We start from the raw sequence: 25,823 nt of genomic DNA on the forward strand, positions 1-25,823 counted from the left end.
TATCTACTTCTTTTATTATTCAGCAGCGGTTTCAACTTCTTCAGCAGCAGTGTTATCTAGAACGGGGGTTTCCTTTTCTGCTTCTCCTTGGGCAGCAAACACTGCACCGTTGAGGGTGATAGAATCAATCATAAGTCTGGTAATTTCCTGACGATGCCCCCGTTTTTTGCGGGTTTTCTTTTTCGGCTTCATTTTGTATACCAGGACTTTACGACCTCTGTAATGTCGCAGTACAGTCCCTTCTACAGTCGCACCTGTTACTAATGGCTGTCCAATGGTGACTTCGCCATCGTGCTGCACGAGTAATACGGAATCTATTGTAACTTTTTCATCTGGTTCGACCGCCAGCAGTTCAATGTCGTAAAACCGCCCTGGCTCTACTCGTATTTGTTTGCCGCCAGTTTCAATAATCGCGTAGGTCATGGAATTGTCCTTGAGGTTGCCGTACAGGTAGCTGGTTTTTATCTCTTGTAGAGATGCTTTTGCCAGCCTTTGTAATATGTCTACCTGATCCGAGCAGGAATTAGACAGACAATCTAACATTGTATTTTATTAATAGGCGTCAGGTCAAGCTGTAATAGGATTTTTTGCGTTTGGCATTGCTATTTGGTCAGCCTGAAGATGAAAAATCAGTTAATTACTCTGTGCGATCGCTCATTTTCCAAGAGTGGGGAGAAATTAGCCAATAGTCGTTATGAGCATCGCTCACCCGCACGAATGTAAATTCTATTTACAAGAAATCAGAATTCATTGTTGATAGATAAAAATTGCTACTATCTTAGGGCTGATTTTAAAAAAATTAACGTTAATATTAGTTTGAAAGTTATATTTTTTTATCAAAATCAACACATTTTTTTTCTTTGTTTTAAGATGAAATACAAGGAATCTCATTTATAAATTCTTTACAAAAGTTAGTGAATCCTCAAGAGTTAAACTATCACATTCAAACCTGATATTTCAAACAGGAGATTGATTGTTATGACACAGCAAAATGCTGCCCGACTTTTTCAAGCTGTAAAACAAGATCAAGCGTTACAGGAAAGACTCAAAGCAACAGCCGATCCAGAAGCCTTCATCAAAATTGCTCAAGAGCGTGGCTATGATTTCACCGCTAAAGAACTGGATAGTGAAATCAGCAAATTATCTGAAGAAGATTTAGCTGCCATTGTCAATCCAGGATGGGGGAATAGACGCCACATTTATCCTAGATAATTCCTGTTTTAGGAAACCGAAAGTCTAGAAACAAATGATTGACAAGTTTTGCTCCTTAAGGGGATACTGTTGCATCATCTCCTTTAGGGGTATTCCTGTTAAACACAATGCTCAAATCCCTGATTTCCTAGAGAAGTCGGGGATCTTATTTATGCTGTGACAGTATCTATGTAATATCTGAAGAGAGTTAAAAACCTTTTCTCTACTCTCTATCTCGCCACCTGCTTAATTCATGAGTTAGGATGACTATATTTTAATCAGGTGATATGAAAAGAATAGAAGTTGAGCAAAGAACTATTTTAATTGGTTTGGCTGGTAGCCACGGCTATGGTTTAAATCGTCCTGATTCCGACTTTGATTATCGGGGAGTATTTATCGCACCCAAAAGGTACTATTTGGGATTCGATCGGATAGAACAAAAAGATACTGGTTGGGATGAACCAGGAATATTTCCATTCGTTGATGGTAACAAAGACACAGTTATATATGAATTAAGAAAAATCCTCCAGTTATTAGCAGGTGCAAATCCCAATGTTTTAGAATTGCTTTGGTTGAATAACTATCCTTTTTTAAGCGCAGTTGGACAGCATTTAATAGATCGTAAACAGTTATTTTTGAGTAAAAAGGTAAAACATACTTACACTGGTTATGCCTTTGCCCAAATCAAAAAGATGGAAACTCATCGGAAGTGGTTGTTAAAGCCACCGCAAAAAAAACCGATACCATCTGACTTCGCTATAGAAGACGAAGCACCTCTGAGCAAAGATGAGCTAAATGCTTTTCTGGAGTATCTTTATAACTTAATCAGAGGACGAATTGAGTTTTTAGAAGAAGCAGAACAATTATATCAATTGCTGACAGCAGATATTGATTTTAAAGGAGTATTAAAACAATATGCTTTACCTGATGAAACTTTGGAATATACCCAAAAGTTAACCAATAGCCGTAAAGATTTTATCCGTCTGCTTCAGAAAAGTCAAAGCTATCAAATAGCATTAAGAGAATGGAAGGCTTACTTATCTTGGCAGGAGAATAGAAATCCGGCTAGAGCAGAAATGGAAAGAAAGTCGGGTTTTGACCTCAAACATGGAATGCACTGCATTAGATTGTTACGCAGTGGAGTAGAAATATTGCGGCGAGGTGAAGTGATTGTAGATAGGAGAATAGCTGGTGATGTTGAAGATTTAAAAGCTATTTTAAAAGGTGAGTATTCTTATGAACAGGTGATGAAAATAGCAGAAGATTTGGTCGCCGAAATGGAAGTTGTTTGCGAACAATCTGCTCTACCTCATAAACCTGATTTGGAGCAAATTAATGAGTTATGTATGGAATTGGTGGAAATGCAAAAATGGAGTCATTAGTCATTGGTCATTGCTCATTGGTTATTGATTAGGAACAAAGGATAAAGGACAAATGACTAATGACAAATTTTAAAGAGTGTACATTAAATCAGCAAAACCATAGAGGCTGATGATGAGTAATAGAGATGCTGTTAGTTGGGTAATTCGTGTTTGGGGTGAGGGGGCGATCGCTTCCCGCACTAAGATGGAAATAGATGCCCCAACTACTAAGCTCAAGCCTAAGATTAAATAGGGTATGTCAGGTAAAATACTGGCTATTGCCAGCATTGCGATCGCTAATAAGAGCATCAATAATTCTACAAACCTGGGCGGGTTGTATTGGCTAGATAGAACAAAGCTGTTGAACCAAAAAGACCAAAATCTCATATTTCAGTGCTGAATGTTGAGTTAGAAGTAGAGACGCGATTAATCGCGTCTGTACAGGAGTTAGGAGTTATATATAGTCAGTGCTGAGTGAGGAATTAAATAAAATTGTGAGATATGAAGCAGCTTTCCATTCAAAACTCTTAACTATTAATTCTTCACCGGAGGCGGAGCGTTTCCGGCTCCGCTCCTAACTTTTAACCTCTAGCTCCTAATTTTTGACCTGTGCCGTTCTTTTGTGCAGTATCACTTTCTGGTAGTTCGACGCCAAAGACACGGCTAAAAACTTTGGCGACTTTGTAGCCAGAATCAATCGATTCTAAAGGGTCTTTCCGCAGTCTGTGACGCAAGCATAGCGTAATGACGCGATGGATATCATCAACTGTAACTTCAGTGCGTCCTTCATAAGCTGTTAACGCTTTGGCGGCGCGGTTACTAACAATGTCACCCCGCAAACCATCTACATCTAGTTCTGAACAGACTTCAGAAATTTTCACCCGCAGATCGTACTCAATTTTCACTTCTGGCAAAAGCTGTTGAGCATTGACAATTTGCTGTTGTAATGCCTCTTGCTGGGCTTTATAGTTTTCGAGAAATACTGGCGGGTTTTGGTCAAAATCCGCCCGTTGTTCCACGATTTGCACCCGCAAAGCTGGTTCTTTGACTGTGTGAATTTCTGCGTGCATCCCAAAGCGATCGAGTAATTGGGGGCGTAGTTCGCCTTCTTCTGGGTTTCCAGAACCCACAAGCACGAAACGCGCTGGGTGACGGATAGAAATACCTTCTCGTTCTACAGTATTCCATCCACTGGCAGCGGAGTCGAGTAACACGTCTACAAGGTGGTCATCTAGTAAGTTGACTTCATCCACATAGAGAATGCCCCGGTTAGCCTTTGCCAGCAGTCCCGGTTCAAAAGCTTTGACACCTTCAGATAAAGCTTTCTCGATGTCGATTGTGCCACAAACTCGATCTTCTGTAGCTCCTAGCGGCAGGTCTACCATTTGAACTTTTTTGTGAGCTATGGGAATTTCTGCCCCTTGTTCTAACAGTTGGCGGACTTCATCGCTCATCAAGTCAGGGTCGCTAGGATCGCTACTGAAGGGGTCATTAGGAACCACAGAAATTTCTGGTAGCAGATCCGCCAGCGCCCGAATAGTTGTGGATTTCCCGGTGCCGCGATCGCCCATAATCATTACACCCCCAATTTTGGGGTCAATCACGTTCAATAGCAGCGCCAGTTTCATTTCTTCCTGGCCCACAATTGCCGTAAAAGGAAATACTACGCGACGCGCACTTGCCGTGGATTGAGCAGTTGGACTCACTAAATTACCTTAACAATATTTTTCTTATTACAGTTCTTTATTGTGACACAGGTAGGGCATGGGGGAATGTGAAGATCGGGAGTAGGGGAGCAGGGGGAGATGAGGGGGACAAGGGGGACAAGGGGGACAAGGGGGACAAGGGAGAATTATTGAACCAGTTTCTTCCTTGTCTCCCCCCTCTTCCTTGTCTTCCTTGTCTTTTCCCAATGCCCCATTCCCAATATCAATATCTATTGGGCACAAATACTTATTAGCTGCGTCAACTATCTTAATTTGTCTGTTTTAGTTTTTTGGTGCAAATGTTCCATAAGTAGAGAACGAACAACTACCAACTCATCAATTCTGTACTAAGCATAAATACTTGTAGACTATATGGTTAGTAGATTCAATCGTAAAAGTGAGCAATGGCGTGTGTGGGTAGTTAATGCATCATTCAAATTTATGAAATCATCTTTTATTGTCCAAAGTTGGCGGCGACTACTGAAGTCTTTTTTTCCGATTCTTATTTTAATATCCTTTTTTAGTGTATTGTTGGCGGACAGTTTCACCCCTGCGATCGCACAGATACCTCGTCAGGAAATTCGCGGAGTTTGGATGACCACTAATGATTTTGACACCCTCAAAAATCGAGACAAGGTGCAGGATGCAGTGAGTCAACTGCGGCGGATGAACTTCAACACAATTTATCCTGTGGTGTGGAATTCTGGCTATGTGATGTATCCTAGTGCCTTAGCACAACGTGCAGGTATTCAACCTTTTGTCTACAAAGGTTCAGATGGACATGATATTTTGGCAGACCTGATTAACCAAGCCCATCGCCAAGGATTGCTAGTGATTCCCTGGTTTGAGTTTGGTTTCATGGCTCCCCCAACCTCAGAACTAGCAATGAATTACCCGGATTGGTTCACACAAAAGCAAGATGGTAGCCAAACTTCAAACAGTGCGGCTGGTGAAGTGATGTGGCTCAATCCGTTCCATCCAAAAGTGCAACAGTTCATCACCGATTTAGTGCTAGAAACTGTTACTCAATATGATGCCGATGGCATTCAGTTTGACGATCACATGAGTTTGCCTCACGAGTTTGGCTACGACCAATATACAGTTGCTTTGTACACCAAAGAAACCAAGAATCGTCCCCCAAAAAATTCCCAAGATGCGGCATGGGTAAAGTGGCGGGCAGATAAGATTACGGCATTCATGGGAAAACTTAATCAAGCGGTGAAACAGAGAAAACCCCAGGCGATTTTCTCTGTTTCTCCTAATTACTATGATTTTGCTTACAAGTTTCACTTGCAAGATTGGCTAGGTTGGATGCGACAAAATCTTGTGGACGAGTTAATTGTGCAAATTTATCGTCCGGATCTAAAAAGTTTTGTGGCAAATATTTCCCGCGCAGAAATTCAAGAAGCGCAACAAAGAATTCCAACTGGAGTTGGAATTATGACAGGGTTACGAAATAATCCTGTTCCCATACAGCAAATCAAGTCTCAGGTGCGGGCTGCCCAAGAACGCGGTCTAGGCGTAACCTTCTTTTATTATGAAAGTCTTTGGAACAACAATCTAGAATCTTTAGCTGAACGACAAGCTGGATTTGCAAATCTTTTTCCATCTCCGGCACTCCGCGCCAGAGCTGAATAAATTTTCTGTTTAAGATAATGTTAATAAGTTCGTAGTAAGGACTTTTGTCCTTATTTTATAAGCACTAAAGTGCTTACTACAAACTCTTCATTACTAGCTTGATACAACTTCTTGCTTCCCACTACCTACTGCTAACTCAGCATGACAATCTTCTACCGAAGTACGTTGTCGCATAGCATTAACTAAAGTCTCATAGCTAGACCAATTTTCTTGCAGTAGAGTTTTTGCCTGGAGAGCATGAAACCGCATTTTCTGCTGATAAACTGATTCAGAAAAGCCTAACATTGTCAAGACTCCGATCAGCTTACTTTTATCATCAGTTCCACCCTCAGCATTATCAAAAACCAGGGTTTCAGCAGCAATACCCGCCATCCAAACAGTGCAGTAGCGGTCTAGCATTTGGGCGCTGATTTTACCTAGTTCTAATTGAGATGCTAATTCGCCATCATCAAAGCTGACACCGCCTTGGCCAAGTTGTCCCTGTTTCCACGCTTCCCAAGCGCTGAGTGTGTAGCCAGTAACGGGAATGCCCAACAGGTAAGCAACTAAGAAATGTCCTGCTTCGTGGTGGACGATGCGATCGCGGTGTTCTTTTGAAAAACCAGCAATCCAATCTAAAAAGATAGTACCACCCTTGCCTTGCAAGCTGAAACTATCTAATGTCGCGATGCCTAAGATGGTGAAGGTAGCAAGTGCTGGTACTGTCGGAGATAAGTTGAAGAATGGCCCCACCAATACCGATAGGGTCATGAGAAAGATAGATATTGCAACTAAATTTAGGCTAGTTTGGCTCATTGAAAGTTTTCTGAATGCAACTTAATATTTCTTCATTATGTGGGAATTAATGTATATTATAGAGAGACTTCGACATCGTTTTGCTTTGTTTATTGGTATATCTGGGTTTAAACCATTTTTAGTCTTTGGTCTATTTACCTTACTCTGCATGGGTTTGAGGCTTATTTTTTCCTCAAAAATCTTTAAGTCCCGTTAATAAATCACAACTCTCCCTGAATGGCACGGGCAATGCTACTGATATGAGAAAGAATACGGCTCATTGCATTAACCATCTCCAAGAGAATGGAACTGGCATTAAGACTGACAGGATCTCCTGAACTCAGATGCTGGAGATGTCGTAGATAAATTTCCCGCTTAAATTGATTGAGGCACTGCCGTTGAGACAATACTTCATCTGCAATAGTTGAGTCTTGTGCAGCTAGCCCTGTTAGTGTTCGTTGTAGCAGTCCTAGTACCTCGCCGTGGTAAGCAACAATGTCGTTCCACTCTAGCTCAGAGAAAGCAATTTGTTTGCGCCGTTTGCGTCGGGCTAATCGCATAAGTTGTCGGTCGATGATGTCGCCAATTGCCTCTAACTCCGTACTGATAGAAAGCAATGTTAACTCCCGTTGCGACTGTTCTGCCGTTAGCAGTTGATCGTTTATTTGAATCAGATAATGCTTAATAGCAGTTTCCATGTCGTCAAGCTGGTTATCGAGTGCCCCAATCTGTTTAGGTAAATCTTTCACTCCGTCTTCAAACGCTTGAATACTAAGCTGTAACATCTCTGCGGACAAATCTGCCATCCGCATAACCTCACGCATTGCTTGACCGAGTGCAACGGCAGGCAACGTCAATGCATTGGGATCGAGGTAGCGTGCACTTAGTTTCTTTTCTGTCTCAGGCTCTGGTAGAAGTCTGGTCGCTAAGTCTGCAAGTAGACCTGCTAGTGGCACAAAAGCGATCGCCAATATTAAGTTAAATCCCAGGTGTGCTAATGCTACTTGTGTTGAAGGATTGGGGAGTAGACGAGTCAATAACACTGTCAAGGGATTGAGCAATGCCAGCACCAATACTCCCCCAACAAGCCTAGTGCCAACATAGATAAATCCTAGTCGGCGTCCAACAACGCTGCCTCTGTTCAATGCAGTGAGTAAGGGCATGAGTGTTGTGCCAATATTGGCACCTAGCATTACTGCCAAAGCCGCTTCTAGTGGGAGGGCACCTCCTCCAGCCAAAGCCATAACAATTCCGATTGCGGCGATGCTGGAGACAAATGCTGCTGCCAGCAAGATACCCAGTAATATCAGTACTAAAGGAGACTGGGAGAGTGCCTGCATAATTTCATTCGTAATCGGATTATCGGCAATAGGAGCGCTACTCGCGTCAATCATTGCTAAACCCTGCAATACCAATCCAAAACTGAATACACCACGACCAACATCCCGCAGTGCCTTGCGTTGAGTCAACAGCGCAAACGCTGCCGCTAAACCCAGGAACTCTTGTGCATATTCAGTAATGTGGAACGCCAACAGTTGTACGACCAATGTAGAGCCTACAGCAGCTCCCAGTAGCATGATTACTGCTGCTGCTAAGGGTACTAACTGAGCGCTAACCAGTCCCACCATCACCGAGGCAGTTGCTGTGGAGCTTTGGGTCAGCATAGTTACGATAATCCCTGATATAAAAGCTGCCAGAGGATGCCTCGCCAGCCTCATCATCACCAGCCGCAGACGTGAACCTAATGCCCGCTCCATTGCATCAGTAACTAGTCTCACTCCGTACAGAAGTAGCGTTGAACCTCCAATTAACAGTATCAACACTTGTGTGGGATCTTGAGTCTTCAGCATCAGCACACCTTACTTTGCTAACTTACAAAAAATACAGTAAGTTGGTATACATACTGTATTTAAGGATAAGTTAACTTTTGGTTAAATAAATATGGTAAAGGTTAATCTTGAGTGCTAAATATGCCGAAGTTCAAGAAAAACAATATTCTTTGAAAAAGATTCAAACTAATACAAGGATCTCCCAGAAAATCTGCGCTCTCTAAATCACAGAGCTTTACGACAGCCGCCTATGTCGAGACTGCGGCGGGCTTGGGGGCGGCTATTGGCTGTGGTTTATGGCAAAAGCGCGCCGGCTGCTGTAGCTTCTGCTGTGTTGTCCACCGCCAGACCTGCCCAAAGTCCAAAAGCACGATCGCTCATGCCGAAGGTATGTCCAATCAGTGGGTAAACAAACAGCCCAAACGCACCTAATGCTAAAATTGCCGCGATCGCAAACGCTGCATCATCGTCTTCAGCTTCGATTGCTCCTTTACCTATATCAAGCCATGTTGCGCTTGATTAGCACTTAACTCTCAAATTGTGTACTAATTATACGGTAAATCTATCTAATTTATGTGTTTTTTTGGAATCCTAGAATGAGTTAAAGCTAGAGGTACGATTTGGTATTAGTTTTCAATGCGATAACGTATTAACTGCTTTATTGCTGTTATTGGTAATCCTAAAGCTTGAGCGATCGCGGCATCAACTTGAGCAAATTCAGTCACAGGAAACTCAAATTCCATTTCCTTTAAAAGCGAATCAGCAGTGTAAACTTTAACTTCAGTTAACTTTTCTTTGCGTTGAATTACAGCTTCAATAGACATGACAGCTAGTGAAACAGAAAACTGAATTTGATGTTTTGAGTCGGAGTGGATTTGGGCAGTTGTGTCATAGGTATAACTCAATACTTGATGCGTTAGCAAACCCGTACTCAACCAAAAAAACAGTCCGATTAAGGGTAGTGGCAGCCAAAACTCTAGTCCTAAGTTAATGAGAAATTGCAACCAACGAGGTCGAGCCATAATACAGAAAAAGTTTGATGATTAATTCATCATAGGAAAGAGAAAAAAGTACAGCGACATGATGAATGAGAATTTTACTTGTAGAGGATGATGTTACTCAGTTACAACCACTACAGGGGGCGCTATCGAAAGTCGGACATATTGTAGACGGTGCTGAAGATGGTGAAACAGCCCAGTGGTTAATACAACAGAGAGACTACGACCTGTTAATTTTAGATTGGATGTTGCCCAAGGTGAGTGGTGTTAGTCTGTGTCAAAAGTATCGTCAAGCAGGAAAAACGGCTCCAGTGCTGATTCTCACAGCTAAAGATGCAATTTTGGATAAAGTATCTGCTTTAGATGTTGGTGCAGATGACTATTTGGTTAAACCCTTTAGTTTGCTCGAACTATTGGCACGAGTACGAGCATTGGGACGCAGAGTGCCACTCTGGCAAGGCGACACGCTAGAGTTAGCCGACTTACAACTTCATCTCAACACTCTAACGTTACAACGCCAGGAAGTTACAGTCCAGTTGTCGGGTCGAGAGTTTCAATTGTTGGAATATTTCTTTCGACATCCCAGTCAGGTACTCACTCATGACCAAATCGAACAAGCACTTTGGGAGTGGAATATACACCCAGATAGTAAAGCAATAACGATGTTAGTGCATCGACTGCGGCAACGCTTACAGATAGTCAAAGCAGAAGATTGGCTACAGACTGTTTACGGAATAGGATACCGATTAGTTGCTCCTGAATCATGAGATCGCTAATCCCTAACATGTTCAACCGCAGTCGGCGTAACCTAGCTCGCTGGTTTACGCTCTCTATGGGAAGTATTCTGGCGATATTTGCAACAATACTTTACTTTTTAGAAGCAAAAGAGCAATTGCGGGCATTTGACCAAGAACTTTACAACACAACTCAGTTGATGGCGGCTGGCGTTGAAGATGGACTTTACCAAGAACAGCAACGCATTAGTCTCGAAGATGTCCCGATCTTGGGTGGTGAAGCTTTGCCCTTTGACAATAAAATTATTTATGCCCGTTGGTACACTCCCAAAAAGCAATTACTAGAGTTTTTTGGTGTCATTCCATCAGAGCAGTTAAATAATCGATTAGGATTTCAAACAATTGAGTTAAGCGATCGCGTTTCTACCAGTGTTCGCCAAAATAAACAGCTGCGTCAATTAACAGTTCCTGTTTTTCAGGATAAACAATTAATTGGCTATCTAGAGATAGCCGCTTCTTTAGCGCCTGTTGAAGAAACTCTATGGTCGTTGAGACTGTTTTTAATAGTAGGTGTACCCATTGCTTTAAGCGTAATTGGTTTGACAGGTTGGTTTCTTGGTGGAATGGCCATGCAGCCAATTCGCCAATCCTACGAGCAATTACAGCGTTTTACAGCTGATGCCTCCCACGAGCTACGGACACCCCTTCAGGCAATTCGGAATCATGCTCAGTTTAGTTTGCTCGAACCAATCGATCCCAATCAACAGCAAAGTTCCCTGGAAAATATTGACCAGATTGCTGAATCAATGGGAATGTTGATTAGTGATTTATTATTCTTAGCTCGAAATGAAGGACAGTTAAAGCCAGAGGCACTTCACCTCGTCAATTTGGTTAGCTGGCTGGGAGCATTAGTAGAGGAATACACTCACTCAGCAAAAGTAAAAAACTTAGAATTCACCAGCGAATTTCCTGAACAATTGGTAATGTTGAGAATAAATCCAGATTTAATGCGGCAAGCAATAACAAATCTTCTTAGTAATGCCTGCCGCTACACACCGTCTGGAGGTAAAGTTTGCTTACGAGTCTTCTTAGAGTCTCGTTGGGTGGTAATTGAAGTACAGGATAGCGGTATTGGGATTCCAGACGCAGATTTACCGCATATCTTTGAGCGGTTTTATCGAGTAGATAGTGTGCGATCGCGCCATACAGGAGGCTTCGGGTTAGGATTAGCGATCGCCCAACAAATTGTCCAGGTACATGGAGGACAAATTATCGCAATCAGCTGTTTGGGTAAAGGCTCTACATTTCAAATCAAGCTACCCTTCATGCCTAAACCCTCACCATAACAAGCAATTAATATTGGGCAAGCAAAGATTTTAATTGTTAGTGAAGGAATTTCTTAGCTTAAGACCGTGCTGTTACTTTCTAGTTACTTTTATCCGGCAATCTGAAAATAAGCGTGAGTTACACATCAGATTGGAGGACTTAACAAATGAATTTCAATCCTATACCCAGCATCGTCCTAACTGGCTTGTTTGCGTTGCTAATTTCTTTTGAGGTGGGAGCGCAGAAAGCACCAAACCAAATTGAGAATTTGTCAAATGCTCGTGTTACTACTATCTCCGGTCAAGTTAGTAAGCTTTTAGATGACGAGTTCATTCTCAACGATGGTAAGGGACAAATCATCGTTGAGGCAGAACCTCAGTTAGGACAACCCATTAACCTCTCTGTAGGAGAACAAGTCACCGTAGTTGGCAACTATGACGACAATGAGTTCAAAGCAGTTAGTATTACTCGTGCCAACGGTGAAACTATTCAAATTCATGACGATTAAATTCCGATACTTCAGGTTGTTCCCATGAATCTAATTTTGATTGCTGAAGACTAACCGGCGTTGCTGAATCAAGGAATGATTCTTGTAGGGTGGGCGACACGAGCGCCGCGAAATACAAGGGACGGGCAAGATGCCATACGTGTCTAGCTAGAAATGGCTTCACTGTTGGCTTCATCACCCGCCTAGAACTAAAGTTCCAGGCTAACAGCTCAAGTCATCTAAAGAGACTAAAGATTTTCCGGAATATTTAGTCATCTTTTAGATGACTTTTGCTATGAGCAAGGAACTGAAGTTCCTTGCAGGACATCGGTTTTACGTTAAGTTGACACCAATGGCTTTTCGGCCCATCCCACAAAACTAGCAAAATCATCCCGCTTTCTCTGCAACGCTGACTAATCTTGTTTGCTGTTTTTTTCTCTATCACCAGAATGATGGCTGCTTTTCCAGTCGCAGACATAATGTGAATTTAGTAGGTATAAAACATCAAATAGGGGATGAATGTGGCTGAAGAATTTAAAAAAGGCGATCGCGTTGAATGGAACACTTCACAAGGTAAGACAACTGGCAAAGTTGTAAAGAAGCTCACTTCACCTACAGATATTAAAGAACACCATGTTACTGCAAGTGAAGATAATCCCGAATATTTAGTTGAAAGCGATAAGACAGGAAAACAAGCTGCTCACAAGCCTGATGCTCTGAAGAAAGTAGAGGAGTAATGCTGAGTCATGAGTAAAGATGTTAAAGGGGTGATTGACGAGTTTCATCAAGTTGTCAATATGACACCTAAAGAACTAGAGTCTTGGCTAGATACGGATGAGTCACAAACTGTCGGGCAAAAAGATGGCGACGATGAGTCAATCGGTCATAAATCTGGACGGCGTATCATCGAGCTATTGCAGAAAAAGGATGATTACACCAACGACGATCTTTCGCACATGAAGAAAGTTATTAGTTACGTCCATCGTCATCTTGCACAGCAGCCATCGGGTGATTTGGAAGACACACGCTGGTGCTATTCTTTGAAGAATTGGGGACACGATCCAATTAAGTAAAGTACCTCATAGCCCGCCATTGAGGTGGGCAAATTCCTGCGATCGCCCTAAATACAGTTTTGCGTAAAAGCATAGCATTTTTTATGTAGGGGGATGCATTGGCATTGCAAAAGGATGCATTGGCATTGCAAAAGGATGCATTGGCATTGCAAAAGGATGCATTGGCATTGCAAAAGGATGCATTGGCATTGCAGAGGGATGCATTGGCATTGCAAAAGGATACATTGGCATCGCAAAAGGATACATTGGCATCGCAAAGGGATACATTGGCATCGCAACGTATTGCCAAATTTGATTAGCTACGAATTTCAAATGTTGTACTAACCCAAGTTGCGGGTTATAAATCCTTCGGCGCATTGCTAAAGCAACCTGAGTTCGATAAACCTCTCCCTCCCAACCTCCCTCTCCCACGGGGAAAGGGAGGAGCAACAAGAAATTAGGGTTTTGGCTCCCCTCTCCGACACGGAGAGGGGTTGGGGGAGAGGTCAAAAAAAGCTTGTCGAACTCACGTTAAAGCAGCCGATCGTCCCTCGAAAATAGTCGCTGCGATCGCAGACTCACAAAAAATCAAGAGGTTAACACCCGCGTGGTGCGCAAAACGCAGCACCAGCGTGAAAAGAAAATTATTCTTGCAGACGAGCAATTACACAGTGCATAATTTTAATTTCATTCACAATTCGATCCAGTTCTGTAGAAAGTGGAGTTTGTTCTCGAACGGCTTGTAATGTGGGAGTTAAAGTGTTGGAATTGGTAGCAATTTCTGATAACCGAGCAGTATGTAGCTGTTGGATTTGGTTGTGAATTGCTTCGAGATCGCTATCTAGCGCTGGTAATGGTTGGGGTGAGTGTCCCTGTCCAAGGGCATCTGCTAAGTTTTCCAAAACTTGGACAATGGTATCGGCAAGTCGCTTGAGTTCAGTAAATTGGTACTCGCCGCTAAATTCCCGCAGATGTTCTGCCAAAGTTGTTACCGAACTGAAAAAGCCGCGAATGTATGCCATCAGCGTCATTACAGGTTCGATTTCTCCCTGAATGTGACGAGGTTCGCTGAACAATCGTTGAGCTGCGGCGTTAGCGTTGACGTTCTCTAGTGCAGCTTGGTGGCGTAGCATGTTGATAGAATCAGCGATCGCATTATGTTCTGGATGAAGATAGTTAGCTATTACTTGCTGAAAGTAAGCAAGATTAGCTCGAATTGTCTTTTCCAGTTGTGCAGGAAGTTGCTGTCGTTCCCAACTAGGGAAAAGCAAATAACTACCAAGTAGTGCTAAGACACCCCCAGCAAAGCTATCGAAGATCCGCAATACTCCAACCTCCCAGCCACCTGCACTAATCATGTTGAGTAGCAATACGATCGCCGGAGTGAGCAGTATGATAAATATGCTGTAGCTTAACGATCGCACCGACATCGCCACAAATACTAGCAGCAGGAAACAAACTGCGATCGCCAATTGATTCTTAACTACTAAAATCAGAGCAATGCCAATAATTCCACCCAAAATAGTACCGATGACTCTTTGGACTGTTGTCTGTGACGTTCCGCCAAAGTTGGGTTTGAGTGCAACTAAAGCTGTGAGCGTGATCCAGTAGCCTCTAGGTAGTTGGAATAGCGATGCAATTAATTCAGCAAAAGTTACGATCAGTGCGAGGCGCAACGCATGACGAAAGAGGACTGAATCAAAAGTGAAGTTATTTCGCAGCGTATCAATGATTGTAGAACGTTCTGGTTGGGCTGGGGGGGAAATATCTCGTTGGGCAATGCTGTTACGCAGTTTTCCTTGGCTTAAATCTGTAACAATCTCTGCATCAGTATGAATTTGCTCTACTAGCTTTGTCAGACTGGCTGTAATTTTCCCAAGGTTGAGGAGATCGGAATAATCATCTGTTTGAGCAGTGATGGTTTGATTGAGGACTTGCGATCGCAGAACTTGTCTTTGGTGTTCTAGTGCTTCAAGACTCCGATCGAGATCCCCTAAGTGAGGTGAGTTTTTTCCTTTGGCGATCGCTTCTGATAACATTTGCAGAGCAATTGCTGACTGTTCTATCACTTGCTGAATTTCTGGCTGTAACCGAGAAAATAATTGATGTTCCGATGCGATCGCTAATAGTTCGTTCAGTGCGACAACAGAATTAACAATTTGATTTACATCCTCGATTAATACGAGTAACTGATTTCCTCGTAAGTTAGCTCCTCTTTGCCTAGTCCAGATCGTTGTCCAGACGCTACGGGCAGATGTCAAGTTTTGAATAACTGTATCCTGAGCTTGCAAAAATCGCTGTTCCCACTCCTGACGATCCTTTGGATTTAATGCCCTGTGGCCTGCTAAGTCCACAAAATTGCTTAATGAGAAATAACAGTTAGCAACTATCTGCATTGCAGGTACATAAGGACGCACCACCCACAGTCCTAATGACAAGACAGTTGTCCATGTTCCACCAGCTAGACATAGCGCACAGTGTTGAATAAGAGTAGGCAAATTAGAAAATGAAGCGAATCTAGCCAGCGCAATCACAAACATGATCGAAGTAATCAAGCTGACAGATGCAGCCACGTTGCCATAGAGATTCGCTAAACCTGCGATAAATATTACCAAGAATGTAGCCGGGACAGCTAACCAGAGATGACTGCTAACCAGACTTGCGATTAAAAACATCACAGTTACCCCAATCGTAGCTGCAATCATCGCAATTGCTCGCTGACGGTAAGCTCCGTCAACATTTACCATCCCAACAAACCAAGCTGCCATAGTGGCGATCGCACTTTCAGCAGTATGACCTGTAATGATGCCAATTCCAATTGGGACACCCAGTACAAAAAGGCTACGCAATCCAGTGGAAAGGGCGGGCTTACCTGGCTGGAGTTGAAACTGCTGCAACAACCAACCCAGAGGACGTTTATCTGTAAATGACATTATCAGACTGGCGATTATAACAAAGCGCGATCGCTTCTTAAAGCATTTTAGCCAGATATAACAGCGTGGCGGATGTCTGTAATATGTCTTTTGAGGTCATGGAGTTGCTTAATTTTTACTATGACTAGTTTAAAACATTAGAGATAATGACTTAAACCATCTAGTAAACCTTCGGCAGTATACTGCAATCCGGTTGAATGGGGTGAATGAGAATTATTCAATGCCCATGCCAATTTACTTTCTATAAAAGCTGTAGGATTTATTTCAGAAACAATGTTTCTTTTTTCTTCATTAGATAATCCATAATTATTCCAGAACAATATCCTCTCTAAAGAAACTAAAGCTTGATAGGACTCATTTGGATTAAATTCAGAAGAGGAATTTTGAATAATATCTAGTAGTGCTAAAAGTCCGGTTCTTGATGAAGATTTACCTATAGCAAATAATAAACTACTCTTCGATCTATTTGAATCAATAATCTCTCTTTTTAGGAATTCTACAATTTCTGCCTATTCGCTCTCAGTTAAATTTATAGTTATTAACTCCTTTTTGATTAAACTATCATATCTACTCAGTCTTTCATCTAGTGGTAACTGCCAAGAATTAATTTCTAGGATGAATGATATATCAGTAATTGCATTACTGCGTACACGTTCGTCGTCTGATTTTATATTTACAAAAAGTTCGTTAATTAAATGATTCATAGCTTTAAGCTGATTAATCCCAATTTTTCCCATTCCCGCTTCAGGAAGGGGGTTAGGGGGTTAGGTCTATTAACCGATAAAAAACCAGTCAAACTAAATTAACCCTTGAAGAGTGAAAGTAAAATAAAATTATCCTCCACTTAAACCCCATCATGGCTATCCCAGAACTCGAACAACAACTCCTTCAGCTTTCCCCCAACGATAAACTGTATATTATCCAATTCCTTGCCCAAAACCTGATTGCACATAATACCCACCCAGACCAACCCACCAAACTTCCAGAATTCTTCCGTCAATCCCCCTTGGCTGAACTCACCGAAGGACTCGACCTTAGCCGAGGCTTGACATTGCTAAAAACCCTTATTGAGTCCCTAGAACTAGAAACCCAAATTGAAACTCCAGAATATCCTTTGACTAAATTCTATGGATGTATTCAAGATGAAACATTCTTTCGCCATTCCCAAGGACAACAACAAGAACGCGAACCCATCCTGTGAAATTTCTGCTAGATACTAACACTTGCATTATCTATATGCGTGGTAAAAATTTCACCTTAAAGCAGAAATTAGAAACCACTGCTACTAAAGATATTGCCGTTTGCTCAATCGTCAAAGCTGAATTATTTTATGGCGCAATGAAAAGTGCCAACCCAGAACGTAATCTTACCTTACAGGAAGAATTTTTAGCTCAATTTATATCACTACCGTTTGACGATCTCGCAGCAATGGCATTTGGAATGATTCGATCTCAGCTAGAAGCATTAGGCACTCCAATTGGAGCTTATGATTTACAAATTGCTGCGATCGCACTGACAAATCACTTAAGCCTTGTTACCCATAACACCAGAGAATTTAAGCGGATTAATAACTTACTGATTGAAGATTGGGAGATAGATAATTGACAAATGACTGGCTAGAAAACATTATCTCACAACTTTCCGCACTCGTTCTATTGTATTTACACTAGTATAAAATTAATCAAGTATCGCTATTGTACTACCATATACTCATACACGATTTTGTAAGTGCGATTGACAAAGATAAGTCTGTAACCAAAGCGATTAAACTATGGTGCATTTACTGAGAATAACTTCCAGCCCATTCTGTACTTGCTCTTCTTGGCGCTTTTGGTAAATCCACATCTTTTCAGCTAGAGTTTTGTTGTAAGCCTTTTTCTGGTGTTCTAGGAGATTTTCGGAAAGTGCGATCGCTTGTGCGATTCTAGCAAAACGTTTTAGTCAATTCTGGGAAGTTTCGGTTAAAAGGAAAAAAGTCATTGTTGACATTATCAAAAAAAACCGAAAACAGTTATAAATATATCTTGGGTGAAAAAGTACTTAAGTTCTGTGCTAAATCTATCTTTGTCTGTAGAGGAATTTGGGTATGCCAAGACGCAAGCGCGGAGTTATACTCACTTCTGTTGGTTTACAGAAGTTTGAGGAAGCAAGGCACAAGTTTGAGTTTCGAGATAATTTTGGCAAGAGATTTACTCTTGAAGAGTTAAGCTACCGCACTAACTTAGATCCTCTAACAATTAGAAAAGTTTTGAACCGTAGGAAGGGAGTTGACAAGCGAACACTTGAGGCTCTCTTTCTTGGTTTTGATAGCTCTCTATGCGAAGGCTACTATTCAACCTCAGATTCCAATGGCCGTCAAGATTGGGGGGAAGCTGTTTCTGTCTTAGCATTTTACGGACGTACAGAAGAACTCAGTACTCTGGATGAGTGGCTGCTGAAGGATTCGTGTCGATTAGTTACCATTCTCGGAATGGGTGGAGTCGGAAAAACTTCTCTGTCGATTAAATTGGCAGAACTAATGCAAGACAAATTTGATTGTATTGTCTGGCGATCGCTGTATGACGCTCCACCTATTGATACATTCTTGGCTAGTATTATTCAGTTTCTGTCTGATGAGCAAGAAACTGAGGCAGAATTGCCGGAAAGCGTTAGTGATAAGATTTCTCAGTTGCTTAACTACTTTAAGGAAATGCGCTGCTTGGTCGTGTTCGATAATGTAGATGCTGTATTACGTGGTGGGAGTCGAGCAGGACAATATAGCCTTGGATACGAGCAGTATGGCGAACTCCTCAAACGAGTAGGTAAATCAGACCATCAGAGTTGCTTGCTACTGACAACGCGAGAAAAACCGAAAGAGGTCGCCTCTCTAGAAGGAGAAGCCTTGCCAGTGCGAACTTTGCGATTGGGTGGACTTAAAGAAGGAGAGGGAGAGGAAATTCTTAAGAGTAAAAGGCTTAAGGGTTCAGAAACTCAATTCAGCGCACTGGTTACACGCTATGGAGGCAATGCCTTAGCCTTAAAAATTGTCGCAACTACAATTCAAGATTTATTTGATGGTTATATTTGTGAGTTTTTAAAAGAAGAAACCACCGTATTTGGCGATCTTCGCGATTTATTAGAGCAGCAATTTGAGCGTTTATCTGATGAGGGAAAGCATGTAATGTACTGGCTAGCGATTAATCGGGAGCCAGTGAGTCTCTCCAAGTTACGAGAAGATTTAGTATCGCCTTTTCCCCAACTCAATTTAGTTGAAACGCTGGAATCTTTGGGACGGCGATCGCTTATTGAACGACATACAACTTGCTTCACTCTACAGCCAGTCGTGATGGAGTACGTGACAAGTCGCTTGGTTGAGCAAGTTTGTGAGGAGATTGCAAAGCAGGAGTTTTCTCTTTTTAGAAGCCATGCTTTGATCAAAGCTACTGCCAAAGACTATGTAAGAGAGACTCAAATTCGTCTGATTCTCTATCCCCTGATTAACCGATTAATTCCACTGTTGCAAGGTAAAAAAAACTTGGAATATGAACTGACTCAAATCTTACTCAAGCAGCGAGAGAAATCACCCTTGGAGCCGGGATATGTAGCAGGTAATATTCTTAACTTACTCAATCAACTAGAAACTAATTTAACGGGCTATGATTTCTCTGGTTTAACCATTTGGCAGGCTGACCTGCGAGATGTAAATTTGCAAAATACGAATTTTGCCTATGCAAATCTAGCGAGGTGTACCTTTACTGAAACCTTTGGCGCTATTCATGCGGTAGCCTTTAGTCCTGATGGAGAACTTCTGGCCATAGGTGACAGTAATGGAGAAATTCATCTGTACCAAGTTAGCGATGTGCAACCAGTCTTGATCTGCACGCGACACAAAAGTTGGGTAACATCACTGACGTTCAGCCCTGATGGTAATATTCTCGCTAGCGGCAGCACAGATTACACAATAAAGCTATGGGATGTTAGTACTGGTCAGTGCCTTCGCACCTTAGAAGGGCATACAAATGAGGTTTGGTCGGTTGCATTTAGCCAAGATAATTGCACATTAGCAAGTGGCAGCGATGACTGCACCGTGAAGTTATGGAATAGTAGCACTGGAGAATGCTGCAAAACACTTGAGGGACATTTGAGTTGGGTACTCTCTGTTGTCTTTAGGGGAGATGCTCAACTATTGAGCGGTAGCGACGATCGCACCGTTAAATTGTGGGATATCAACACTGGAGAGTGCATTCAAACGTTTCAAAAGCATCATAATAGTGGAATCCGGTCAATTACCCCCAGTCCAGATGGTCAGATACTAGCAACTGGCAGCGAGGATCAAACTATTAAGCTATGGAAGACTCAAACGGGTGAATGTCTCAAAACACTTCTGGGGCATTCTAATCGAGTTTTTTCAGTGGACTTCAGCCCGCAAGGCGATTTTTTGGCTAGTGGCGGGCACGATCATACGGTGAAGTTATGGAATGTCAATACGGGTGAATGCTTCAAAACGCTGCAAGGACATTTCAGCTGGGTCTTTTCAGTTGCCTTTAGTCCCCAAGGTAAGCTTTTGGCTAGTGGCGGCCACGATCAAACTGTGAAGCTATGGAGTGTCGAGACAGGTGAATGCCTCAAGACCCTACAAGGATATACCAATCAAATACTCTGTGTTAGTTTTAGTCCTGTTAGTGCCAGTTTACCAAGCATTGGTCAAATTTTTGCTAGTAGCAGCCGCGATCGCACTGTGAGATTATGGGATGTTGCAACTGGCGAATGCCTCCAAGTGTTAAAAGGACATTCCAACTCGGTTCATTCAGTTATCTTTAATCATCAAGGAAATATCCTAGTCAGCAGTAGTGTAGATAAAACAGTAAAGCTATGGGATGTTTCTTCAGGTCAAACCTTAAAAACCTTACAGGGACATCGCGCCGCAGTTTTATCGATTGCCTTTAGTCCAGACAGCCAAACCATCGCAAGTGGCAGTGAAGACTGTACTATAAAACTATGGGACATGCGTTCTGGTCGAGCTTTAAAAACCTTACAGGGACATAACGCTGCGGTTTGGTCAGTTGCTTTCATCTCTCAAGGCGAGATATTGGCGAGTGGCTCTTGGGATCAAACAATCAAATTGTGGGATATTCAGACGGGTGAGTGCCTCAGAACATTGGCAGGACACACGAGTTGGATTTGGGCAATTGCGATCGCTCCCGATGGTAATATCTTGGCAAGTGCCAGTCCAGATCGAACAATCAGGTTGTGGAATCCAGACACGGGCGAGTGCCTCAAAGTTTTACAAGCAGACACAAACTGGTTGCAATCCATCGCCTTTAGCCCTGATGGCAAAATACTGGCTAGCACGAGTCACGATCTGACAATCAAGTTGTGGGATGTCTCTACAGGTGAGTGTCTGAAAGTTTTGCACGGACATACAGGCTTGGTTTGGTCGGTTGCTTTTAGTCCAGACAACCAAACCTTAGTTAGTGGCGGTGACGATGAAACGATTAAACTTTGGGATATCGTAGCAGGCAAATGCTTAAAAACCATGAGAGCAAGTAAGCCCTATGAACAAATGAATATTTTCGGAGTTAAAGGTTTAACTGAGGCGACAACTGCCACGTTGACCTCTTTAGGAGCAGTTATCTAAATTCCAATCATTAGCCTAGCTCACTGAGACATAACTGTTCGGACTGCTTCAAGGGTGCGATCGATGTCTGCTTCGGTATGAGCTAAAGAAGTAAATCCAGCTTCAAATTGAGATGGAGCTAAATAAATTCCATGTTCCAACATACCGCGATGGAAGCTAGCAAATTTACTTAAGTCAGACTTTTTGGCATCTTCATAATTGCGAACAGGGCTTTCGTTAAAGAAGAAACCAAACATGCCGTTAATGTGACCGCCGCAGGCCGCGTGACCTGTTTGTTTAGCAATTTCGAGTATCCCATTTGTGAGTCGCTTTGTAAGGCGATCGAGATACTCGTAAGTTCCAGGTCGTTGCAACAACTCTAGCGTCTTAATTCCTGCCGTCATTGCCAGTGGATTGCCCGAAAGCGTTCCGGCTTGATACACGTTTCCGGCTGGAGCAACCATCGACATAATTTCTTGGCGACCGCCATAAGCGCCTACGGGTAAACCGCCACCGATGACCTTACCTAAGGTAGTCAAGTCAGGAATAACACCAAATTTTTCCTGCGCTCCACCGTAAGCGATGCGAAAGCCCGTCATCACTTCATCAAATACCAGCAGCGCTCCATGCTCTTGCGTGAGTTTTCGCAAACCTTCAAGAAAACCCGCAGCAGGTGGAATAAAACCTGCATTTCCAACCACAGGTTCAACAATGACACCAGCAATTTCATCGGGATTTTGCTCGAATAATACTCTTACTGCTTCTAAATCGTTGAAAGGAGCCGTCAGCGTGTTGCTAGTTACGGATTTGGGCACGCCAGGAGAATCGGGCAAGCCAAGGGTGGCAATGCCAGAGCCAGCCTTCACAAGAAACATATCGGCGTGTCCGTGGTAGCAGCCTTCAAACTTGATTACTTTCTCCCGCGCCGTAAAAGCTCGCATTAGACGAAGCACAGCCATACAAGCTTCTGTGCCGGAGTTGACAAAACGCACCATTTCGATACTGGGAACAGCATCGATTACCATCTGTGCCAGTACATTTTCTAGATAGCAGGGCGCACCAAAGCTAGTTCCTTTTTCCAAGGCATCGTGGAGAGCAGCAATAACTTCAGGATGAGCGTGACCGCAGATAGCAGGCCCCCAACTGCCGACATAATCGATATATTGATTGCCATCCACATCCCAGATGTAAGCATCCTTGACGCGATCGAACACAATCGGCTGTCCGCCAACAGATTTGAAAGCCCGCACGGGAGAACTGACTCCTCCTGGCATTAATTTTTGGGCAGCAGCAAAGATTTCTTGCGATTGGGTGGTTATGAAGCGAGTCGTTGCAATCATAATTTTTTCTCCTGAGATTTTGGCTTGGGTTCTAGAGTTAAAAGTTAATAGGACTTACGCGCAGTTTGTTTTTCTTCCACTCGATTACCTTTTTGTGGATGATGCGATCGCAAAGAGCGAGAATCTAGTTATTAAAAGTGACAATCAAAACGTGCAGATATTATTTCAATTCGAGCATGACTTCATTGCGTCTGAATGCGGGCAAGATGAAGGGAGAGTCATAAAAAGCATAAATCGGTTTACCTTTTGTCTCGATACCTTGCCGAGCAAGAAAAGCATATAATTTGGCTTCCTTTTCTTTCAATTGTTCATCCCCAGCTAAACCAGAGAAACGGATTGCTGCTACTTTGTTGCTGGGAACTTCTTTGATAGCAATGCGAGAATCTTTTGGTTTTGGCAGCGTTGCCAGGGTGTATTCTGAGGGCATTACGAACTGTACCGCCCAAGTGCTTGTAGCAATATTTTCTCCCGCTTCTTGTTGAATGACGGGCGCAGTCATGGCGATTTTTTCACTTGGCTGGGATTGCGTGACGGGCGCGGTCATGGCAATTTTTGTTACAGATGTGTTTTCACCAAATATGTAAGCGGCAAGAATCGAAAATGCAGCTTTGTTTGCTCGATCTCTTTGGGCTTCAATGAGTGTTTCGGCAACAATTTTTGGCTCGTATTGCCGGATTTCAATATCATCATAAGATTGCAATACGCAATATTTTGGTTCTTCGGTTTGACTCATCAGACTTCCACAAATAATTAAAATTAATGCGTTTCTTACTTTCCCACTTCTTGTACTAACCGTCCATCCTCCATGTGGATAATGCGATCGGCAATATCAAGAATTCGATTATCGTGAGTGACGAGTAAAATGGTGCAACCCTGCTCTTTAGCTAAACGCTGCATGATATCTACAACATCGCGACCTGATTTTTTATCAAGAGCAGCAGTAGGTTCATCGGCAAGAACAATTTTAGGATGACTGACTAGGGCACGAGCGATCGCAACTCGTTGCTTTTGCCCTCCAGAGAGACTATCTGGATAATAATCGATGCGATCGCCCAAACCAACACTTTTGAGAGTATCCGTCGCCAGCCGATCTATATCTTGCTTTAGGTATTCATCGTGCAGTTCTAAAGACATTCGGACATTCTGCTTGGCAGTTAAGAAAGTCAACAAATTGTGTGCCTGAAAAATATAACCAATCTGCCGCCGCACTTCCATCAATTGCCGCTTACTAGCCCCACACATTTGCTGTCCCAAAACTTTCAAATTGCCTTCTTTTGCGGCTCTCAATCCACCTATTAGTGTTAGTAAGGTGGTTTTCCCAGAACCAGATGGGCCAGTCATAATCACGATTTCTCCAGAATAAATGTCGAGATTAATATCAAACAAGACTTGCTTGCAGAGTTGTCCCCGACCAAAGTAGTAATCGAGATGGCAAACTGAAATAACTGCTTGTTGGGAAGTATTTTGAACTTTGAGTTTTGAACTTTGAGTTACGAGACTAATTTCTTGCGGCATGAGAATTCAACTGTAAATTTGGGTTTCGTTCTAGAAAACTATGAGTTTTGAAATAGGATATTTTGCTAAACTTCAACTCAAAAATCATCACTCGATCGCTCAAAACTTAGAAGATATCAGCCGGATCGGCTGCTCGTAATTTTTGTATGGCAAGCGTTCCCGCTCCAATACACATGACGAAAGTCAACACTAACACAGTTACCGCACGAGCTAATTTCATTGCAGTCGGTAAAAACGTCACGGATTGAAAAAAAATGTAAAATCCACTTGAGAGCAAAAAGCCGGGAATAAAACCCAAAATTGCTAAAATAAAAGCTTCTTGAGCGATAACTTTAATTAGATATATATCGCTGTAACCCATTGCTTTTAAAGTTGCATATTCGGGCAAATGATCTGAAACATCAGTATAAAGAATTTGATAAACAATGACTGCTCCAACTAAAAAACCGATTGCGACACCAAGGTTAAAAGTCGGACCAATAGAGGAGCCTGTAGACCAATATGCACTTTCACGAGCAGTGAATTCAGCGATGTTTAGTACTAGTAAATCATCCGGTAGCTTGGCTCGTAAATCAGCCTGAATCTGCTCAATGGAGGCATTTGATTCTACGTCAATAATACCAAGATCGATGTCGTTTGCTTGGCGTTGGGGAAAGAGTCGTAAAAAGGTAGAATCACTAACGATCAAATTGCCGTCAGCAGAAAAAGAAGAACCGAGCTTAAATAATCCAACTATTTGAATTTGATAATCGTTAGTTTGGACGATAAGCGAATTCTGTTTTTTCAGCAAACTAGGAACGTCTCCAAGCTGAGGAACCAATCCAGCTCTATCAAATAACGCTCGATTCAATAACTTCAGTTTATTCAATTGTCCATTGACTTCTGGTAAGTCAAATGCTGGCTGATTTGGATTGATTCCATAGACGAAAAGTTTACGGCTAGCTAGATTTTCAGGATTTCGCCACGATGCTTGACTCACATATAGCGTCGCCAGGGATTTTACACCGTTAACACCTGCTATTTTATAGAGTTTATTTCTGGAAAAACTTTTGATAGATTGCAAGTTATCAGACAGTTTATTGACTAAAAATAAATCTCCTTTAAGCGTGGTATAGGGAGTAACTTGCGAATCAAATAGTGCATCCCTAACTCCGAGTTGAAAAAACATTAAAAAATCAGCAAAGGCGATTCCTGCTATAGCAACTAACAATCGAGTCTTTTGACGGCTCATTTGCCGCCAAGCAAGTGGGGTTTTACGAAATAATTTACCGAATATAGTCAAGTTGCTTCGCTCCAATTCAAAATTATAAATTCAAAATTCAAAATTTAAGCAACATATCTTT

Annotated in this window: 26 protein-coding genes; 12 read left to right on the plus strand and 14 right to left on the minus strand. The window is 42.3% G+C overall.

Features of this window, described 5'->3' with window-relative positions:
- Positions 1–15 precede the first annotated feature (15 nt).
- Positions 16–423 (minus strand): 50S ribosomal protein L21, encoded by a 408-nt coding sequence (gene rplU, locus ACR5KR_RS24270; protein ID WP_448270311.1) that lies wholly within the window; start codon positions 421–423, stop codon positions 16–18.
- A gap of 555 nt (positions 424–978) precedes the next feature.
- On the opposite strand from rplU, the gene ACR5KR_RS24275 reads away from it, so the two are divergent.
- Together ACR5KR_RS24275 and ACR5KR_RS24280 are read left to right on the plus strand one after the other, a co-directional pair.
- A complete protein-coding gene (locus ACR5KR_RS24275; RefSeq protein WP_448268299.1) occupies positions 979–1,212 on the plus strand; it encodes a Nif11-like leader peptide family natural product precursor in 234 nt (77 codons plus the stop codon).
- 266 nt (positions 1,213–1,478) lie between these two features.
- Positions 1,479–2,573, plus strand: coding sequence for a nucleotidyltransferase domain-containing protein (locus tag ACR5KR_RS24280; RefSeq protein ID WP_445630117.1), 1,095 nt, complete (start codon positions 1,479–1,481; stop codon positions 2,571–2,573).
- Between the two features lie 69 nt (positions 2,574–2,642).
- Here ACR5KR_RS24280 and ACR5KR_RS24285 read toward each other — a convergent pair whose 3' ends face one another.
- On the minus strand, positions 2,643–2,939 hold the full coding sequence (locus tag ACR5KR_RS24285) for a hypothetical protein (RefSeq protein WP_094348316.1): 297 nt from the start codon (positions 2,937–2,939) through the stop codon (positions 2,643–2,645).
- A gap of 194 nt (positions 2,940–3,133) precedes the next feature.
- Entirely contained in the window at positions 3,134–4,258 is a 1,125-nt protein-coding gene (gene bchI / locus ACR5KR_RS24290; RefSeq protein ID WP_448268300.1) for a magnesium chelatase ATPase subunit I, read from the minus strand.
- A gap of 372 nt (positions 4,259–4,630) precedes the next feature.
- On the opposite strand from bchI, the gene ACR5KR_RS24295 reads away from it, so the two are divergent.
- Positions 4,631–5,896, plus strand: coding sequence for a glycoside hydrolase family 10 protein (locus tag ACR5KR_RS24295; RefSeq protein ID WP_445630115.1), 1,266 nt, complete (start codon positions 4,631–4,633; stop codon positions 5,894–5,896).
- A gap of 93 nt (positions 5,897–5,989) precedes the next feature.
- On the opposite strand, the gene ACR5KR_RS24300 is transcribed toward ACR5KR_RS24295, so the two are convergent.
- From ACR5KR_RS24300 to ACR5KR_RS24315, 4 genes are all read right to left on the minus strand, one after another.
- On the minus strand, positions 5,990–6,691 hold the full coding sequence (locus tag ACR5KR_RS24300) for an ATP-dependent Zn protease (protein ID WP_448268301.1): 702 nt from the start codon (positions 6,689–6,691) through the stop codon (positions 5,990–5,992).
- 200 nt (positions 6,692–6,891) lie between these two features.
- Positions 6,892–8,520 carry a Na/Pi cotransporter family protein gene (locus ACR5KR_RS24305; RefSeq protein ID WP_448268302.1) on the minus strand — a complete coding sequence of 543 codons (1,629 nt, stop codon included), beginning with the start codon at positions 8,518–8,520 and terminating at the stop codon, positions 6,892–6,894.
- A gap of 273 nt (positions 8,521–8,793) precedes the next feature.
- Positions 8,794–8,997 carry a putative sulfate exporter family transporter gene (locus tag ACR5KR_RS24310; RefSeq protein ID WP_448270313.1) on the minus strand — a complete coding sequence of 68 codons (204 nt, stop codon included), beginning with the start codon at positions 8,995–8,997 and terminating at the stop codon, positions 8,794–8,796.
- Positions 8,998–9,125: 128 nt separating this feature from the next.
- Positions 9,126–9,521 (minus strand): hypothetical protein, encoded by a 396-nt coding sequence (locus tag ACR5KR_RS24315; RefSeq protein ID WP_445630112.1) that lies wholly within the window; start codon positions 9,519–9,521, stop codon positions 9,126–9,128.
- 65 nt (positions 9,522–9,586) lie between these two features.
- On the opposite strand from ACR5KR_RS24315, the gene ACR5KR_RS24320 reads away from it, so the two are divergent.
- The 3 genes from ACR5KR_RS24320 (at position 9,587) to ACR5KR_RS24330 (ending at position 12,065) form a co-directional block, all read left to right on the plus strand.
- Entirely contained in the window at positions 9,587–10,264 is a 678-nt protein-coding gene (locus ACR5KR_RS24320; RefSeq protein ID WP_448268304.1) for a response regulator transcription factor, read from the plus strand.
- 17 nt (positions 10,265–10,281) lie between these two features.
- Positions 10,282–11,577 carry a sensor histidine kinase gene (locus ACR5KR_RS24325; protein WP_448268305.1) on the plus strand — a complete coding sequence of 432 codons (1,296 nt, stop codon included), beginning with the start codon at positions 10,282–10,284 and terminating at the stop codon, positions 11,575–11,577.
- A 146-nt stretch (positions 11,578–11,723) separates the two neighbouring features.
- Entirely contained in the window at positions 11,724–12,065 is a 342-nt protein-coding gene (locus tag ACR5KR_RS24330) for a hypothetical protein (protein WP_448268306.1), read from the plus strand.
- On the opposite strand, the gene ACR5KR_RS24335 is transcribed toward ACR5KR_RS24330, so the two are convergent.
- Together ACR5KR_RS24335 and ACR5KR_RS24340 are read right to left on the minus strand one after the other, a co-directional pair.
- Entirely contained in the window at positions 12,043–12,240 is a 198-nt protein-coding gene (locus ACR5KR_RS24335) for a hypothetical protein (protein WP_448268307.1), read from the minus strand. The genes ACR5KR_RS24330 and ACR5KR_RS24335 overlap by 23 nt on opposite strands.
- Before the next feature lie 72 nt (positions 12,241–12,312).
- The gene (locus tag ACR5KR_RS24340; RefSeq protein WP_445630108.1) at positions 12,313–12,522 is read right to left on the minus strand and encodes a hypothetical protein; all 210 of its coding nucleotides are present in this window, start codon (positions 12,520–12,522) and stop codon (positions 12,313–12,315) included.
- 43 nt (positions 12,523–12,565) lie between these two features.
- Between ACR5KR_RS24340 and ACR5KR_RS24345 the strand changes: the two genes are divergently transcribed.
- From ACR5KR_RS24345 to ACR5KR_RS24355, 3 genes are all read left to right on the plus strand, one after another.
- On the plus strand, positions 12,566–12,781 hold the full coding sequence (locus ACR5KR_RS24345) for a hypervirulence associated TUDOR domain-containing protein (protein WP_445632034.1): 216 nt from the start codon (positions 12,566–12,568) through the stop codon (positions 12,779–12,781).
- 9 nt (positions 12,782–12,790) lie between these two features.
- On the plus strand, positions 12,791–13,117 hold the full coding sequence (locus ACR5KR_RS24350) for a DUF3140 domain-containing protein (RefSeq protein ID WP_445630107.1): 327 nt from the start codon (positions 12,791–12,793) through the stop codon (positions 13,115–13,117).
- 98 nt (positions 13,118–13,215) lie between these two features.
- A complete protein-coding gene (locus ACR5KR_RS24355) occupies positions 13,216–13,416 on the plus strand; it encodes a hypothetical protein (protein ID WP_448268308.1) in 201 nt (66 codons plus the stop codon).
- 324 nt (positions 13,417–13,740) lie between these two features.
- Here the strand turns inward: ACR5KR_RS24355 and ACR5KR_RS24360 are convergent, their stop codons facing one another.
- A complete protein-coding gene (locus tag ACR5KR_RS24360) occupies positions 13,741–16,029 on the minus strand; it encodes an FUSC family protein (RefSeq protein ID WP_448268309.1) in 2,289 nt (762 codons plus the stop codon).
- An 856-nt stretch (positions 16,030–16,885) separates the two neighbouring features.
- Between ACR5KR_RS24360 and ACR5KR_RS24365 the strand changes: the two genes are divergently transcribed.
- From ACR5KR_RS24365 to ACR5KR_RS24375, 3 genes are all read left to right on the plus strand, one after another.
- Positions 16,886–17,230, plus strand: coding sequence for a hypothetical protein (locus tag ACR5KR_RS24365; protein WP_448268310.1), 345 nt, complete (start codon positions 16,886–16,888; stop codon positions 17,228–17,230).
- A complete protein-coding gene (gene vapC, locus ACR5KR_RS24370; RefSeq protein ID WP_448268311.1) occupies positions 17,227–17,634 on the plus strand; it encodes a type II toxin-antitoxin system tRNA(fMet)-specific endonuclease VapC in 408 nt (135 codons plus the stop codon). The genes ACR5KR_RS24365 and vapC overlap by 4 nt, the downstream gene beginning before the upstream one ends.
- A 481-nt stretch (positions 17,635–18,115) precedes the next feature.
- Positions 18,116–21,646 carry a WD40 domain-containing protein gene (locus ACR5KR_RS24375; protein WP_448268313.1) on the plus strand — a complete coding sequence of 1,177 codons (3,531 nt, stop codon included), beginning with the start codon at positions 18,116–18,118 and terminating at the stop codon, positions 21,644–21,646.
- 20 nt (positions 21,647–21,666) lie between these two features.
- Here the strand turns inward: ACR5KR_RS24375 and hemL are convergent, their stop codons facing one another.
- The 4 genes from hemL to devC all read right to left on the minus strand — a co-directional run bounded on the left by hemL (position 21,667) and on the right by devC (position 25,762).
- Positions 21,667–22,965, minus strand: coding sequence for a glutamate-1-semialdehyde 2,1-aminomutase (gene hemL, locus ACR5KR_RS24380; protein WP_448268314.1), 1,299 nt, complete (start codon positions 22,963–22,965; stop codon positions 21,667–21,669).
- Positions 22,966–23,125: 160 nt separating this feature from the next.
- Complete coding sequence (locus tag ACR5KR_RS24385; protein ID WP_448268315.1) at positions 23,126–23,698, minus strand: SOUL family heme-binding protein; 573 nt, start codon at positions 23,696–23,698, stop codon at positions 23,126–23,128.
- A 35-nt stretch (positions 23,699–23,733) separates the two neighbouring features.
- Positions 23,734–24,480, minus strand: coding sequence for a DevA family ABC transporter ATP-binding protein (locus tag ACR5KR_RS24390; protein WP_448268316.1), 747 nt, complete (start codon positions 24,478–24,480; stop codon positions 23,734–23,736).
- Positions 24,481–24,586: 106 nt separating this feature from the next.
- Positions 24,587–25,762 carry an ABC transporter permease DevC gene (devC, locus tag ACR5KR_RS24395; RefSeq protein ID WP_448268317.1) on the minus strand — a complete coding sequence of 392 codons (1,176 nt, stop codon included), beginning with the start codon at positions 25,760–25,762 and terminating at the stop codon, positions 24,587–24,589.
- Positions 25,763–25,823: the final 61 nt, after the last annotated feature.

Source organism: Nostoc sp. DSM 114159 (assembly GCF_053470285.1).

What these genes read in the sequence shown, in the direction of transcription:
- ACR5KR_RS24285 (WP_094348316.1), bottom strand. Translation starts at nt 2,939, where the DNA reads ATGAGATTTTGGTCTTTTTGGTTCAACAGCTTTGTTCTATCTAGCCAA.
- ACR5KR_RS24385 (WP_448268315.1), bottom strand. Translation starts at nt 23,698, where the DNA reads ATGAGTCAAACCGAAGAACCAAAATATTGCGTATTGCAATCTTATGAT.
- rplU (WP_448270311.1), bottom strand. Translation starts at nt 423, where the DNA reads ATGACCTACGCGATTATTGAAACTGGCGGCAAACAAATACGAGTAGAG.
- ACR5KR_RS24295 (WP_445630115.1), top strand. Translation starts at nt 4,631, where the DNA reads ATGGTTAGTAGATTCAATCGTAAAAGTGAGCAATGGCGTGTGTGGGTA.
- ACR5KR_RS24330 (WP_448268306.1), top strand. Translation starts at nt 11,724, where the DNA reads ATGAATTTCAATCCTATACCCAGCATCGTCCTAACTGGCTTGTTTGCG.
- ACR5KR_RS24320 (WP_448268304.1), top strand. Translation starts at nt 9,587, where the DNA reads ATGAGAATTTTACTTGTAGAGGATGATGTTACTCAGTTACAACCACTA.
- hemL (WP_448268314.1), bottom strand. Translation starts at nt 22,965, where the DNA reads ATGATTGCAACGACTCGCTTCATAACCACCCAATCGCAAGAAATCTTT.
- ACR5KR_RS24300 (WP_448268301.1), bottom strand. Translation starts at nt 6,691, where the DNA reads ATGAGCCAAACTAGCCTAAATTTAGTTGCAATATCTATCTTTCTCATG.
- ACR5KR_RS24280 (WP_445630117.1), top strand. Translation starts at nt 1,479, where the DNA reads ATGAAAAGAATAGAAGTTGAGCAAAGAACTATTTTAATTGGTTTGGCT.
- ACR5KR_RS24375 (WP_448268313.1), top strand. Translation starts at nt 18,116, where the DNA reads ATGCCAAGACGCAAGCGCGGAGTTATACTCACTTCTGTTGGTTTACAG.
- ACR5KR_RS24340 (WP_445630108.1), bottom strand. Translation starts at nt 12,522, where the DNA reads ATGTCTGCGACTGGAAAAGCAGCCATCATTCTGGTGATAGAGAAAAAA.
- ACR5KR_RS24275 (WP_448268299.1), top strand. Translation starts at nt 979, where the DNA reads ATGACACAGCAAAATGCTGCCCGACTTTTTCAAGCTGTAAAACAAGAT.
- ACR5KR_RS24315 (WP_445630112.1), bottom strand. Translation starts at nt 9,521, where the DNA reads ATGGCTCGACCTCGTTGGTTGCAATTTCTCATTAACTTAGGACTAGAG.
- ACR5KR_RS24365 (WP_448268310.1), top strand. Translation starts at nt 16,886, where the DNA reads ATGGCTATCCCAGAACTCGAACAACAACTCCTTCAGCTTTCCCCCAAC.
- ACR5KR_RS24305 (WP_448268302.1), bottom strand. Translation starts at nt 8,520, where the DNA reads ATGCTGAAGACTCAAGATCCCACACAAGTGTTGATACTGTTAATTGGA.
- ACR5KR_RS24390 (WP_448268316.1), bottom strand. Translation starts at nt 24,480, where the DNA reads ATGCCGCAAGAAATTAGTCTCGTAACTCAAAGTTCAAAACTCAAAGTT.
- ACR5KR_RS24360 (WP_448268309.1), bottom strand. Translation starts at nt 16,029, where the DNA reads ATGTCATTTACAGATAAACGTCCTCTGGGTTGGTTGTTGCAGCAGTTT.
- ACR5KR_RS24350 (WP_445630107.1), top strand. Translation starts at nt 12,791, where the DNA reads ATGAGTAAAGATGTTAAAGGGGTGATTGACGAGTTTCATCAAGTTGTC.
- ACR5KR_RS24335 (WP_448268307.1), bottom strand. Translation starts at nt 12,240, where the DNA reads ATGAAGCCAACAGTGAAGCCATTTCTAGCTAGACACGTATGGCATCTT.
- ACR5KR_RS24325 (WP_448268305.1), top strand. Translation starts at nt 10,282, where the DNA reads ATGTTCAACCGCAGTCGGCGTAACCTAGCTCGCTGGTTTACGCTCTCT.